Origin of the sequence: Loktanella sp. S4079, assembly GCF_000967725.1 — a bacterium.
GTDB lineage: Bacteria > Pseudomonadota > Alphaproteobacteria > Rhodobacterales > Rhodobacteraceae > Yoonia.
In genome coordinates this window covers 960,015-973,669 of record NZ_JXYE01000002.1, presented here as the reverse complement: position 1 = coordinate 973,669, position 13,655 = coordinate 960,015, and the positions used below count along the sequence as shown (strand labels likewise).

Here is a 13,655-nt window from a genome sequence, read left to right as displayed (position 1 = left end):
TTGATTGGTCATTACAGCCTCTCCGGGCTACACCAATTTCTAGCTAGTAACAGGACGAACGATGCGTACGATTTTATCTACTCTGGCGGTGCTGAGCATGTTGCAGACCGCGCCAAATTTGGCAGAGGCTGACCCAGTTGTTGTTGAACTATACACGTCGCAAGGTTGTTCGTCTTGTCCGCCCGCTGATGCAATGCTGCATGATTTGGCGCAGCGTGATGATGTGATCGCGCTCGCGCTGCATGTCGACTATTGGGACTATATCGGGTGGAAAGATGTTTTCGGCCGCGCCGAGAATACTGCGCGCCAGCACGCCTATGCCCGCGCGGCCAGTGCCACCACTGTTTATACACCGCAGATGATTGTGGGTGGGGTTGATCATGTGATCGGTTCACGGCCCATGCAGATCATGGATCTGATCCAATCCCATCGGCAGCGTAGCTACCCGGTCACCGTGAGCCTTACGCGCTCTGATGATATGATCCAGATCGCAGCAACGTCGACTGAAGCGAACAGTTATGTGGTTGAGCTAATCCGCTATTTGCCCGAAGCCACGGTGGATATTCGGCGCGGTGAAAATGCCGGCCGGACGATCAGCTATACAAATATTGTACGTTCGCTTGATCGCGTGGCCGAGTGGGACGGAAACGGTGTGCTTAAGATTACAGCGCAGGCACCCGGCGACGACGCGGTGGCCGTTTTGGTTCAGCAAGTAGACTATGGTCCGATCGCAGGGGCAGCTCAGCTGCGTTGACGGTGGTTGCGCTTTTTCCAGCGGCGATGCACCCAAAACCATTGTGCCGGATCGCGGGCAATTTGTGCTTCTAACCGCTTGGTCATATCTGTCATCATGGTTTCTGTATCGGTGAGGGCGATTGGTTCTTCGACTTCGACGGAAAATGACAGGCCATCGGATTGTCTGATCCCGAAATAAGGGATCACAAGCGCATCAAGTTTGAGCGCAATATCTGCGGCCGAGGTGGCAGTATGTGCCGTCTGCCCCAAGAATGAGATGGGAATGCCCGAAGCGGACACGTCGAACAAAAGGGTGCCCATGCCACCACGTTTCAAATGGCGCGCAAACCCCATCGTTCCTCGACGCCCTTGCGCGAAAACCGGTCCCCCCCAAGATGTCATCGTTTTCTCGTAGTGGGCGTTAAAATAGGGGTTCAGCATCGGTCGATAGAGCCCGCCGATTTCATAGCCCCTCGCAGTCAAAACCTGACGTGGCGCTTCGTGGTTGCCGTAGTGGCCCGTCACAAAGATAACGGGGCGACCTTCATCCTTTGCTTGGACCAACGCGGACAAGCCTGCACCGATCGGGCGGGTCGTCGCTAATCGCCTTCCGAATTCTTGCCACGCGTAATTCTCGATCAGTGTTCGGCCAAAATTATCGCAACATGCGCGCGCAATACGATCACGCTCCTCGTCTGACATATTGGGATAGATCATCGCGATATTCTGTTTTGCGCGCTTTAGGTAGCCAGCGATGGGTGCCACGCCGCGGCTGACCGCCTTGCCCATGGCGGGCACGCGTTTCTCGTACGGTAGACGCAACATTCCGCCGATGAGGCCACGCAGAATTCGATCAGCCATCCAGTCACTGAACTGCCCATCGTCTTTTGTGTTCTTGGTCAAACCTATACCCGCGTGCTGGATCGGGCAGTGCCATGACACTTGCAGCCCATTGCGCGGGACAAGTTAGTTCAAATTCGTGGGCGGGTCCACGCGCTATCCGTCGGTTTCGCCCTCTGGTTCACGCAACGTGATCGCGCCAGCTTCCACCAATTCGCGGATTGCGGCTGTCACAGCAGACATAGCCTTCTCTGCGTCGCTCTTCTTGACCGTTCCCAGTTCTTGGGCGTCTTCGCGTATCTGCCCAGCCATGCGCTGGGATACATTGCTGAGGATGAATTCAGCTGCTGCTGACATGTCAGCGTCATCAGCGAGGGCCGCCGCAATGGCACGGCTGAGCGTTTCACCGTCCACAGAGCGAATGCAATTGGGCACATCCGTTGGTGCAATGCGGTGGGGAATGTCCTTGAAGGTAAAGATCGCTTTGCGCAGATCACTTGCAAAGACGGGATCTTGGCTGGTGAGATCATCGAGAACTTCTTCGCGTGTTTCTGTCACGGCCGCATTCAAAATTGCGCCCAGACGCTGTGCCGCCCCTTTGTCAAAGGCCACTTGGGTTGGTTGACCGTAATCTTTCGCGAGGGCTTGCCCAATCCGGTGCACCGCATCAGGTTTGACGTCAGAGGTGAGCGACATGGCGTAGGTGATCCGCCGGGCCCGCTCACCCGGTGTCTGGGCCAGCACTTCTGCCGCCTTCGCAGTCGGAAGTTTTGACAGTGCGACCGCACATACTTCGACGCTCTCGGCGTTCATGATCTTGACGATTTGGGTATTTGGCAGAGCGGCGACCACATGCCAGTGATCGCCGTCCTTAACGCTGGTCATCTGTGCACGTAAGCGTCCCGCGACCGTAGGGCTAAGGTGATCTGACAGCGCAGCAATTGCACCATCGCGCGTACCGGGGGCGGAAAGTCCGACCGCCTCGAGCCTTGAAAGGAATTCTTCCGCAACGTCAGTGACGGTCTGCCGATCCACCAAACGAATGGACCCAAGTTCATCGGTCAAGAGCTCTTGCAGTGATTCGGGTAATTCTGACAACGACAGGTTGCTTCCCTCGTGTATCATCAGATGAACGATCATCGCCGCCTTGCGGCGGCGTGAAAGGGATGATCCGAGAGGAATTGTATTTTGGACATTCATACCCAAGCATTAATTAGAATGGGTAAATGAATCATTTAAAACAGCGGTTTAAGAACCAGGGTGCGTCACGAAAATTGACATATTTTTGAGCTGTTGAACCGTTTTCGCGTCGAGCTGCGCCTGATCAGCGGTGCCGACATGAAGGCGTTCAACAATTGCGCACATTTTCTCTATTTCTTCGTCTGTGAACTCCCGGTCATTGCGGGAAAAACCTGCCATACTACGGGTTTCTCCGGTCTCTGTGGCGAAGACCACACCGTATTTCATGCCGTGTTCAGCTGCTTTTTCCATCACACCGGCCGGGTCGTCCAGCTCTGACCAACGGCTTGTCCCGGTGTTTTCAAAACACCACGCAACAATTGGGTCAGACATTACAAGACCATTTTTCGAATAATAGTCGAGCCATTTCTTTTCGTAAGTTTGAAATAGGAATTTGGTCGAAGTATATTGGATATGTAGGCCAACAGCGTATCCCGCAGGTGCCATTTCGCGCAGTTCGCCCAAAGTTTCACTAAATTCTAACTGCGTTTGTGACATATTATTACTCGCTTTCCGGTTGCCAACGGCGGTTATATCGCAATATTCTCAACCAAGTATTGCTTATCTGCATTGTACAGATAACAGTGCACAAGCAACAAGTCCTTTGTCGCAAAGCAAGGGGCCCGAGGTACACGGATGTCGACTTTGATGGGGCCGGAAGAGATCGAGCAGCTTGCTCCGTCCGGATATTATATCGCACTGCGGATCGGATTTGCCTTTCCTATGGAAGAGGTGAATGCGTTCCCTCCTGAATGGGTGCAGCATTACACATCGCAACGGTTTATGTTGTTCGATCCAATAGTTAGGTGGGCCTATGCGAATGTGGGAAGTTGCCGTTGGAGCGACCTTCCGCTGGAAGACCCAAAACGTGTTATTGCGCAGGCCAAAACCTTTGGGATGCGCTATGGCGTCACTGTTTCCGTATTTGACGGTAATGTTGATTCTCAGAGGTCATTTGCGTCGTTTACGCGACCAGATCGGGAATATACCGATCTAGAGGTGAAGTTATTGAAGGCTTTGCTGACGCGGCGTCACAATGAAACTGCGCCTCCAACGAACCTGACACGGGCCGAATTAGAGGCTTTGGGGATGGTTAAGGATGGAAAACGACTCAAGGAAATCGCCTTTGAGTTGAGTGTTAGCGAAGGTGCGGTAAAACAGCGTTTAAAGAACGCAAAGCTGAAACTTGGTGCAAAAACGGGAACACAAGCAGCAGCACTCGCTAATCAGTACGGTTTAATTTAAATTTTTCTATATTTTTTTATCAATTATTGAAAATTTGCGGTTAATTTGTTTTTGGCACGAAATTCGTGACAATCAATAGATGTAACCTGGCGCTAGTGTCGCTTATCGGTAGAGAGAAATCACAATGGAAAATATTACGTTCAACTTTGCGCAGCTTCACCAGTATGGCACAGCTTTTTACGAGTTTCTGGCGCTTCGTAAGCGCTTCTTTGTTGATCAGTTGGGCTGGGATATCCCGCATGATGCCGAAGTTGAAATGGATCAATATGATAACCCCAACGCTTACTATTCGCTGGTCCTAATTGACGGCAAGGTGGTCGCTGGTGCGCGCGCGATGTCGACAACTGCCCAATGGGGATCGCACACTTACATGCTGCGCGATGCTGTCGCGGGTAAATTGATTGGTATCCCATCGGACATCATTCCGGATGCTGCTGTAACGCCAAATCTATGGGAATGTACGCGTGTCGTTATCTCGGACGACATTGACACGCACGCCGGTCGTTCAGAGGCACTGGGCCTGCTTACTGATGGTCTAGTTGATGAAGCCAAGGCGAAGGGTGCAACGGATATGATGGCACTATGCCCGCCGTCGTTTGCGCGTGCCCTGCGCAAGCTGGGATACGGTTGCCAGTTGATCGGATCACCATATGTCAATTCTGATGACAATCGTCGTTATGTCGCGATGAGCATGCCCGCAGAACGTCGGCCAGCACCTTCCGCTGCGGCATCTGTTTCAGGAAAGCCGACCGTCGGTTTACAGCAACCGGTGCATGCTCCGAAAAAGCTATAAGCGATCTCAAAAAGAGGGCCGGGCGATTGCCCGGCCGCTCTGAACGTTAGCCAAACACGCGCTTGAAGATCGTTTCAACGTGCTTGGTGTGGTAGCCAAGGTCGAATTTTTCCTCGATTTCTTCGGGTGAAAGTGCGGCCAAAACATCGGCATCAGCGAGCAGTTCAGTTTTAAAGTCTTTGCCTTCTTCCCAAACTTTCATCGCATTGCGCTGTACGAGTTTATATGCGTCTTCACGGCTGACGCCTGCTTGGGTCAAGGCAAGAAGAACACGCTGTGACATGACCAGCCCACGGAATTTGTTCATGTTTGCCAGCATGTTGTCGGGGTAGATCACCAGTTTTTCGATCACGCCAGCCAGACGGTGCAGGGCAAAGTCCAGTGTCACAGTTGTGTCTGGACCAATCGCGCGCTCGACAGAGGAATGGCTGATGTCACGTTCATGCCAAAGCGCGACGTTTTCCATGGCTGGAACAACAGACATACGCACCAAACGGGCAAGGCCAGTCAAGTTTTCTGTCAAAACTGGGTTCCGTTTGTGTGGCATCGCGGAGGAACCTTTTTGGCCCTTTGAGAAAAACTCTTCGGCTTCAAGAACCTCTGTCCGCTGCATGTGGCGAATCTCGACCGCGATGTTTTCGATGCTGCTTGCGATGACGCCCAGCGTGGCAAAGAACATGGCGTGGCGGTCGCGTGGGATAACTTGGGTGCTGATCGGCTCGGGCGAGAGACCCAGTTTTTCGCACACATGCTCTTCGACGGATGGGTCGATGTTTGCGAATGTGCCAACCGCGCCAGAAATGGCACCCGTTGCGATTTCTTCGCGTGCAGCAACAAGACGTTTACGGCCGCGATCCATCTCAGCGTAAAAACGTGCAAAGGTCAGACCCATTGTTGTGGGTTCCGCGTGGATCCCGTGGCTGCGGCCGATGCGAACGGTGTCTTTATGTTCTTCCGCACGGGCTTTCAGTGCAGTCAAAACGCGATCCATCCCCGCGAGCAGCAGGTCAGCAGCACGGACGAGCTGCACGTTCAGCGTTGTGTCCAAAACATCAGATGATGTCATGCCTTGGTGAACAAAACGGGCTTCGGTGGAACCAATGTGTTCGGCAAGGTGGGTAAGGAATGCGATAACGTCGTGTTTGGTGACAGCTTCGATTTCATCAATGCGCGCGACGTCGAATTCGACGTCTTTGGCTTTCCAAACGGCTGCGGCGCTCTCGGCGGGGATTACACCAATCGCGGCCTGAGCATCACAGGCATGCGCCTCGATCTCGTACCAGATTTTGAATTTGGTTGCAGGTTCCCAGATTGCAGTCATTTCCGGGCGAGAGTAGCGAGGGATCATGAGATAGCACCTTTCTTGGGGTGGGCAGCGATGTTCCCCCGCGTCATAAGGGGCGCGGGCAAAAGGCTCAAGGGACAGATGACCAGAATGCTAGAATCCGAAGATTTTAAAGGGCATTGGCGTCTCTCGCGGGTGATTACTGATCGGCTGAGCAACCAAACCGGGCGGCTGTCCGGAACGGCCGAGTTCCAAGACGTCGGGGCAGGGCGGTTGCTGTATATCGAAGAGGGGGAATTGCGTTTCGGTAACGCCCCCCCGATGGCGGCAAAGCGGCAATACCTCTGGCTGTTTCATGCGGGCGGTGTGGATGTCCAGTTCGAGGATGAAACCGCGTTTCATAGTTTTACGCCTGCGGGGCGGCCGCGCGGAACGGATCACCCCTGCGGAGCGGATATTTATCAGGTGCAGTACGATTTCTCTGTCTGGCCAGAGTGGCAGGCAAGCTGGCAAGTGTCTGGACCACGAAAAGACTACACATCGGTTTCGCAGTACCGTCGCTGATCTGCACAAAAGCTGCACAGCCTCTCGGCACCGACTGCATGTTCAGCCCGTTTAATGGTCGCAAACATTAAAGTCTGGATATCAAAATGCGTGTACTCTTTCGCTGGCTTGCAGCGTTCTCTCTTTGTTTGGTGTGCTTTGTGATTCTGGTTGGATTTGCAGGGCGGCTGCATCCAATCGCCGATAGCATCGCCTTGTTACGGATGCCTTTAGGTATTGTTTGCTTGTTGGCCCTAGTGTTTCCAATGGCACGGGTGATGCGCCGCATTGTAGGGGTGGCGGCATTGGTTGCGCTTGGGACAACATTGCCTTTGTTGTTGAATTGGCAGCAGCCCGGAACACTAAGCCTATATTCCAAGAACATGCTCTATCGGAACGGTGATCTGTCGTCGCTTGCTGCGGACATTCGCGAGAGCGGCGCTCAGGTGGTGACCTTGCAGGAGGTCGGAACCAGAAATGATGCGCTTTTGGCGATTCTCAAAGACGACTACCCTCATCAGCATTTGTGCCGTTTCTCGGGCTGGAGCGGGGTGGCCGTGCTCTCAAAGACTGAATTTGTTGCTCCGGCGCAGTGTTCAGGGCGTCGCGGGGCTGCGGCCGCGAGAATCGCGGTTGATGGTGAAGCAGTTTGGGTGACTTCGGTCCATCTGCCTTGGCCGTATCCCTATAATCATGCCGAATCCGCTGATTCTGTGGTGGCAATGTTAACGGCGCTAGATGGTCCTGTGGTGATTGGTGGCGATTTCAACACATTTCCTTGGGCATCATCCGTCCGCGAGATCAGGCAGGCATCTGATACCAGAATCGCTGGGCCAACCCGGCCGACATTCAATCTTTATGGTGCACCGCTCTTTTTGGATCACGTCTATGCCCCCGGTGGTGGAACGGTGAGCTATCGCGATTTTCTAGGTTCGGACCATTTGGGTGTTTTGGCGCGCGTGTCGCTGTCGTGACCATCAACAACGAAAAAGGCATCGCCGAAGCGATGCCTTTTCCAATTCTATGAACCGCGAAATTAGCAGCTGTAGTACAGCTTGTATTCCATTGGGTGTGGTGTGTGCTCGTATGCATACACTTCTTCCCATTTCAGTTCCATGTAGCCTTCCAGCTGGTCTTTGGTGAATACGTCACCGGCCAGCAGGAATTCGTGGTCAGCTTCCAGTGCTTCGAGCGCTTCACGCAGTGAGCCACAAACAGTTGGAATTGCTGCCAGTTCTTCTGGTGGCAGATCGTAAAGATCTTTGTCAGAAGAGGGACCTGGGTCGATTTTGTTTTTGATGCCGTCAAGGCCAGCCATCAGCAGTGCAGAGAAGCACAGGTATGGGTTGGCTGCTGGATCAGGGAAACGTGCTTCGACGCGTTTTGCCTTTGGCGATTCTGCCCAAGGAATACGTACACAACCCGAACGGTTACGTGCAGAGTATGCGCGCAGAACAGGTGCTTCGAAGCCTGGGATCAGACGCTTGTAGCTGTTTGTGGATGGGTTGGTGATCGCGTTCAGCGCTTTGGCGTGCTTGAGGATACCACCGATGAAGTACAGAGCTTCTTGTGACAGGTCAGCATATTTGTCGCCAGCGAACAGAGGCTTGCCGTCTTTCCAGATCGACATGTTCACGTGCATACCTGTGCCGTTGTCGCCTGCGATTGGCTTTGGCATGAATGTTGCGGATTTGCCGTAAGCCTGAGCAACGTTGTGGATCACGTATTTGTATTTCTGGATCTCGTCAGCTTGCTTTGTCAGCGAACCAAAGATCAGGCCCAGTTCGTGCTGACAAGACGCAACCTCGTGGTGGTGCTTGTCAACTTTCATGCCCATGCGTTTCATGGTGGACAGCATTTCGGAACGCATTTCTTGTGCGTCGTCCACTGGGTTTACTGGGAAGTAACCACCTTTAACGCCAGGACGGTGGCCTGTGTTGCCCATTTCGTACTCGGTGTCTGTGTTCCAAGCGCCGTCGATTGCGTCAACTTGGTAGGACACTTTGTTCATGGAAACGCTGAAGCGCACATCGTCAAAGACGAAGAATTCGGCTTCTGGGCCAAAGTAAGCTGCGTCACCGATGCCGGATGATTTCAGATACTCTTCTGCTTTTACGGCTGTGCCACGTGGGTCACGGTCGTAAGCTTCCATTGTGTCTGGCTCAACAACGTTACAGTGAATGCAGATTGTTTTTTCGGCATAAAACGGGTCAACATAAGCACTGTCGGCTTGTGGCATCAGTTTCATGTCTGACTGATCAATGGATTTCCAACCAGCGATGGAGGAACCGTCGAACATAAAGCCTTCTTCAAGGAAGTCTTCGTCAACCAGATCAGCAACAACAGTCACGTGCTGCAGTTTGCCGCGTGGATCAGTAAAGCGGATATCGACGTATTCGACTTCCTCTTCTTTGATCAGATTAAGAACAGCTTTGTTGTCCATGTATTTGGTACCTTTCTTAGCGTCTTGGTATTCTTGAAGGCGCAGAGCGAATCTGCGGGTTGATTCTTAGAGGGCGTCGTCGCCGGATTCGCCGGTCCGGATACGGATGGCTTGCTCAACGGGAGAGACAAAGATTTTGCCGTCGCCGATCTTGTCTGTTTTGGCCGCGCCAATGATGGCTTCTACGGCTGCGTCGACCTGATCGTCCGCGAGTACCACCTCGATTTTTACCTTTGGCAGGAAATCGACCACGTATTCAGCGCCACGGTAGAGTTCTGTGTGGCCTTTTTGGCGTCCGAAGCCTTTGACTTCGACGACGGAAAGACCCTGAACGCCCACTTCTTGGAGCGCTTCTTTGACTTCATCGAGTTTGAATGGTTTGATGATCGCTTCGATCTTTTTCATATGCCGCGACTCCCCTAGCGGTTATTTAATGGTGGTCAGAACATTTCTGTTGCATCGGGACAATTCGTGGCGAACCTTGACGGCAGATGCAACGGGGTAAAGAACCTCAACTGATTAAATATTATGCAGAAGTGTCGAAAAATATGCAAAATGAAAACTTATTTGCCTAAGCGATGACCGAACTTTTAACCGCTGCCCAAATGCGCGCCATTGAACAGGCCGCGATTGCAACCGGTGAAGTCACTGGCCTGGAACTGATGGAAAGCGCGGGACGGGGCGTTGTCCAAGCCATCTTTGAGGAGTGGCCAGAGCTAGCGCCGTCTTGGGGGCCAACCCCCAAACCCCCGGAGTATTTGTTGCAAGATGATGAGAAGGGCAAGCATAGGGCGGTCGTGCTCTGCGGGCCCGGGAACAATGGTGGTGACGGTTTTGTTGTGGCCCGGCTGTTGCATCAAGCCGGGTGGGGCGTTGAGGTGTTTCTGTATGGTGATGCAGAAAAGCTGCCGCCGGATGCGCGGGCGAATTATGAACGCTGGTGTGAAGTTGGTGATACTAAAGAGCTAAGCCAAGGTTGGGTGGCAGCTTGCGATCAACCTAATGTAATCGTGGACGCACTGTTCGGTACAGGTTTGTCGCGCCCTATTTCATGTGAGCTAGCTGACAGTCTGTGGGAATTGTTGGAGTTCGCGCCCAAATGGCTACATAGTCTGGAAACCGGATTGCCAACCAAGCTTGTTGCGATCGATATACCCAGTGGCATATGTGCCGACAGTGGGAGGGGGTTCTTACCAGCGGCAATTGAGCGGTCTGTAGAGCACTCCACACGTTGGCCCAAGGAAATGGCGTATGCAGTGCGCGCCGACCTGACTGTAACTTTTCATCAAGGAAAGCTTGGACACTATTTGGCGGAAGGTTCATGGCATGTGGGTAAGTTAGCTCTCGCTCCGTTGCCGCACATGGACGATAGCAAGCTTTCTAGCCACCTCAATAACGGCGGTGTTGACGCGGTTTCATTGATTGAACCAAACAGATTCGGTCGCGCAATTGCGCCTACATCATATTTTCAGATGTTGCCAAAGGATCAGGGGCACAAATACTCGCACGGACACGCGCTGATCCTTTCTGGTGGTTCCGGTAAGGGCGGCGCGGCGCGTTTGGCTGCGCGAGGTGCTTTGCGAATTGGGGCGGGGGCAGTGACGGTTGGTTGTCCGCAGGCGGCGCTGATCGAGAATGCCGCGCAGTTGAATGCGGTCATGCTGACTGTGATCGATGATGCTGGTGGACTTGTTGAAGTCTTGGAAGATGAGCGCATCAATGCGCTTTGTATTGGGCCGGGATTCGGGGTGGGTAATCGCGAGCGAGGCTTGATCGCAAGTGTTCTTGGACGCGGAGGTGTAAACCCGCGGCCCACGGTTTTGGATGCGGATGCATTGACGTTGTTGGCTTCTGATCCGCAATTGTTTGATCGCTTGCATGACCGTTGTGTACTTACGCCACATGCAGGCGAATTCGCACGTCTATTCCCGGACATCGCGGAAAAGCTGAACGCGCCTGCCGATAGGGGGCCAGCGTATTCCAAGGTTGACGCGACACGAGAGGCGGCCAAGCGGGCAAGGTGTGTGGTACTGTTCAAGGGGCCAGATACAGTGATCGCGGACCCATCAGGGCAATGCAGTATTAACGCATCAATATATGAACGTGCAGCGCCTTGGCTGGCGACTGCTGGTTCTGGTGACGTCTTGGCGGGCTTTATAACGGGTTTGCTGGCGCGTGGGTTTGCGCCGATGGAGGCGGCTGAAATGGGTGCCTGGCTGCACACAGAATGCGCGCTAAGCTTTGGCCCCGGGCTGATTGCCGAGGATCTGCCAGAGGAGTTACCAAAGGTCATGCGCGCCCTTGCCATCTAATCTGGCAAACTTTCTGCAAAAAGGGATGAAGAAAGCGCATTTTTCCTCTCGCATCCCGTGAAAGGCTTTGCTAGACAGCGGCCAACCTCGGGGCGGGCACACTTCCTGCCCCTTTTGATAATGCGGGTGTGGCGGAATTGGTAGACGCACCAGATTTAGGTTCTGGCGCCGCAAGGCGTGGGGGTTCAAGTCCCTTCACCCGCACCATTAATTAAAGAAGGACAGCACATGCAGGTCACTGAGACCCTCAACGAAGGCCTCAAGCGCGGCTACGCTATCACCGTCACCGCAGCGGAACTTGACGCGAAAGTCGAAGAAAAGCTGAAAGAAGCTCAGCCAACCGTGGAAATGAAGGGCTTTCGTAAGGGTAAGGTGCCTATGGCACTGCTGCGCAAGCAATTCGGCCAGCGTCTTATGGGCGAAAGCATGCAAGAGTCGATCGACGGTGCGCTGACCAAGCATCTTGAAGAATCAGGTGACCGTCCTGCGGCACAGCCTGAGATGAAGATGACCAACGAAGACTGGAAAGAAGGCGACGACGTGAATGTTGAAGTTTCTTACGAGAAACTTCCTGAGATCGCTGAAACAGACTTTAGCGCGATCAAGCTCGAGCGTCTGGTCGTCAAAGCAGACGACGAATCAGTTCAAGAAGCTTTGGACAACCTCGCGTCTTCTCCGCAGGCAGTCTCTTACGAAGCGAAAAAGACCCAAGCCAAGAAAGACGACCAAGTTATTCTTGATTTCGTTGGTAAAGTTGACGGCGAAGCCTTTGACGGTGGTTCAGCCGAAGATTACCCGCTTGTTCTGGGCTCCAACTCTTTCATTCCAGGTTTCGAAGATGGCCTGCTGAAGGTGAAAGCGGGCGAAGAAAAAGACGTCGAGGTGACCTTCCCTGAAGATTACCAAGCTGAGCACCTTGCTGGCAAAAAAGCTGTCTTCACCTGCACAATCAAAGAAGTGAAAGCGCCAAAAACACCTGAGCTGGACGATGAACTGGCCAAGAAATTTGGTGCAGAAGATCTGGAAGCGTTGAAAGCGCAAATCACAGAGCGTCTGGAGGCAGAGTACACCGGTGCATCACGTGCCGTTGCAAAACGCGCGCTGTTGGACGAGCTGGACACACTTGTTTCTTTTGATCTGCCAGAGTCGCTGGTCACCGCAGAAGCAAACCAAATTGCGCACCAGCTGTGGCACGAAGAAAACCCAGAAGTTGAAGGCCACGATCACCCAGAGATCGAGCCAACCGACGAGCACCAGAAACTGGCGCAACGTCGCGTGAAGCTGGGTCTGCTGTTGGCTGATATTGGTCAAAAAGCTGACGTCAAAGTCACTGACCAAGAGATGACACAAGCGATCATGAACCAGGCGCGTCAGTACCCAGGTCAAGAGCGTCAGTTCTTTGAGTTCGTTCAGCAAAACGCGCAGTTCCGTCAGCAACTGCAAGCACCGATGTTCGAAGACAAGGTCGTAGACCACATCTTGGACAAAGCTGCTGTGACAGACAAAGAAGTGAGCAAGGAAGACCTGCAAGCTGCTGTTGAGAAGCTCGAAGAAGAGTAATATTTGCAACAGATGTTATTTTGAAGGGCGTCCCATTTGGGGCGCCCTTTACTTTTGACCGATAGTTCAAAAATATTTCCCTACTGTTTTGATGGCCCTTATTCATGGGTTGTTCAGTTGATGTAGTGACTATTTCGTAGGAGATATGAATGAAGACCTTTTTGCTCGCTGCCGCATGCGCATTTGGATTTGGCTCTGCCGCGGCTGCCTGTCCCAACTTTAATGCATCGCCGTCGGAGTCTTATCAGGCGACTGGTAAACAGCTCTACCAAGAGCGGTCGTTCAGCGTTGTTGCTGGCGGCGAAAACTACGTTTGGGATTGTTCGAATGTGACACCAGGCACGGATACTGGGGCAGGGTACTTTACGACCAATCCAGATTTTTCATTCCAATTGTCCGGGATGGGTGGCTATCAACTTGTGATTAGTATGGTCAGCGAGTGTGACTCTGCGCTTTTGATCAATACGTCTTCTGCACATTGGTACTATGACGATGATGACAACGGAAACTTAGACCCGCGCATTGTGTTGACGCGTCCTGCGGATGGTCGCATCGATGTATGGGCCGGAACCTACGACGGCGAATATTGTAATGCGCGTTTGTCTTTGGAGACATTTGATCGCTAATTGATGGACGGCCGGTGTTACAGAAAACGCCGGC

14 protein-coding genes and 1 tRNA gene are annotated in these 13,655 nt (G+C 53.0%); 9 read left to right on the top strand and 6 right to left on the bottom strand.

Annotation, left to right across the window (positions count from 1 at the left end):
* Positions 1 to 61: 61 nt before the first annotated feature.
* Positions 62 to 754, top strand: coding sequence for a DUF1223 domain-containing protein (locus TW80_RS06015; protein ID WP_045996376.1), 693 nt, complete (start codon positions 62 to 64; stop codon positions 752 to 754).
* Here the strand turns inward: TW80_RS06015 and TW80_RS06010 are convergent.
* The 3 genes from TW80_RS06010 to TW80_RS06000 all read right to left on the bottom strand — a co-directional run bounded on the left by TW80_RS06010 (position 742) and on the right by TW80_RS06000 (position 3,312).
* Complete coding sequence (locus TW80_RS06010; RefSeq protein ID WP_342585888.1) at positions 742 to 1,638, bottom strand: lysophospholipid acyltransferase family protein; 897 nt, start codon at positions 1,636 to 1,638, stop codon at positions 742 to 744. The genes TW80_RS06015 and TW80_RS06010 overlap by 13 nt on opposite strands.
* A 93-nt stretch (positions 1,639 to 1,731) precedes the next feature.
* A complete protein-coding gene (locus tag TW80_RS06005) occupies positions 1,732 to 2,775 on the bottom strand; it encodes a FliG C-terminal domain-containing protein (RefSeq protein WP_045996374.1) in 1,044 nt (347 codons plus the stop codon).
* A 48-nt stretch (positions 2,776 to 2,823) separates the two neighbouring features.
* Positions 2,824 to 3,312 (bottom strand): autoinducer binding domain-containing protein, encoded by a 489-nt coding sequence (locus TW80_RS06000; protein WP_045996373.1) that lies wholly within the window; start codon positions 3,310 to 3,312, stop codon positions 2,824 to 2,826.
* A 138-nt stretch (positions 3,313 to 3,450) separates the two neighbouring features.
* Here TW80_RS06000 and TW80_RS05995 point away from each other — a divergent pair, with 138 nt between their 5' ends.
* Positions 3,451 to 4,059 carry a helix-turn-helix transcriptional regulator gene (locus tag TW80_RS05995; protein ID WP_045996372.1) on the top strand — a complete coding sequence of 203 codons (609 nt, stop codon included), beginning with the start codon at positions 3,451 to 3,453 and terminating at the stop codon, positions 4,057 to 4,059.
* Between the two features lie 124 nt (positions 4,060 to 4,183).
* Positions 4,184 to 4,852 carry an acyl-homoserine-lactone synthase gene (locus TW80_RS05990; protein ID WP_045996371.1) on the top strand — a complete coding sequence of 223 codons (669 nt, stop codon included), beginning with the start codon at positions 4,184 to 4,186 and terminating at the stop codon, positions 4,850 to 4,852.
* Between the two features lie 46 nt (positions 4,853 to 4,898).
* On the opposite strand, the gene purB is transcribed toward TW80_RS05990, so the two are convergent.
* A complete protein-coding gene (purB, locus tag TW80_RS05985) occupies positions 4,899 to 6,200 on the bottom strand; it encodes an adenylosuccinate lyase (RefSeq protein WP_045996370.1) in 1,302 nt (433 codons plus the stop codon).
* 78 nt (positions 6,201 to 6,278) lie between these two features.
* Here purB and TW80_RS05980 point away from each other — a divergent pair, with 78 nt between their 5' ends.
* Together TW80_RS05980 and TW80_RS05975 are read left to right on the top strand one after the other, a co-directional pair.
* Positions 6,279 to 6,701 carry a DUF6314 family protein gene (locus TW80_RS05980; protein ID WP_045996369.1) on the top strand — a complete coding sequence of 141 codons (423 nt, stop codon included), beginning with the start codon at positions 6,279 to 6,281 and terminating at the stop codon, positions 6,699 to 6,701.
* A gap of 86 nt (positions 6,702 to 6,787) precedes the next feature.
* Positions 6,788 to 7,654: an endonuclease/exonuclease/phosphatase family protein gene (locus tag TW80_RS05975; protein ID WP_045996368.1), complete on the top strand. Its 867-nt coding sequence runs from the start codon at positions 6,788 to 6,790 to the stop codon at positions 7,652 to 7,654.
* Between the two features lie 62 nt (positions 7,655 to 7,716).
* Here TW80_RS05975 and glnA read toward each other — a convergent pair whose 3' ends face one another.
* Both glnA and TW80_RS05965 read right to left on the bottom strand, forming a co-directional pair.
* Positions 7,717 to 9,123: a type I glutamate--ammonia ligase gene (gene glnA / locus TW80_RS05970; RefSeq protein WP_045996367.1), complete on the bottom strand. Its 1,407-nt coding sequence runs from the start codon at positions 9,121 to 9,123 to the stop codon at positions 7,717 to 7,719.
* Between the two features lie 66 nt (positions 9,124 to 9,189).
* Positions 9,190 to 9,528 (bottom strand): P-II family nitrogen regulator, encoded by a 339-nt coding sequence (locus TW80_RS05965; protein WP_045996366.1) that lies wholly within the window; start codon positions 9,526 to 9,528, stop codon positions 9,190 to 9,192.
* Between the two features lie 173 nt (positions 9,529 to 9,701).
* Here TW80_RS05965 and TW80_RS05960 point away from each other — a divergent pair, with 173 nt between their 5' ends.
* From TW80_RS05960 to TW80_RS05945, 4 genes are all read left to right on the top strand, one after another.
* Positions 9,702 to 11,435, top strand: a complete 1,734-nt coding sequence (locus TW80_RS05960) for a bifunctional ADP-dependent NAD(P)H-hydrate dehydratase/NAD(P)H-hydrate epimerase (protein ID WP_045996365.1) — start codon at positions 9,702 to 9,704, stop codon at positions 11,433 to 11,435.
* 122 nt (positions 11,436 to 11,557) lie between these two features.
* Positions 11,558 to 11,642 (top strand) — tRNA-Leu (locus tag TW80_RS05955).
* 21 nt (positions 11,643 to 11,663) lie between these two features.
* Entirely contained in the window at positions 11,664 to 12,995 is a 1,332-nt protein-coding gene (gene tig / locus TW80_RS05950; RefSeq protein ID WP_045996364.1) for a trigger factor, read from the top strand.
* A gap of 149 nt (positions 12,996 to 13,144) precedes the next feature.
* Positions 13,145 to 13,621: a hypothetical protein gene (locus TW80_RS05945; protein WP_045996363.1), complete on the top strand. Its 477-nt coding sequence runs from the start codon at positions 13,145 to 13,147 to the stop codon at positions 13,619 to 13,621.
* Positions 13,622 to 13,655 lie beyond the last annotated feature (34 nt).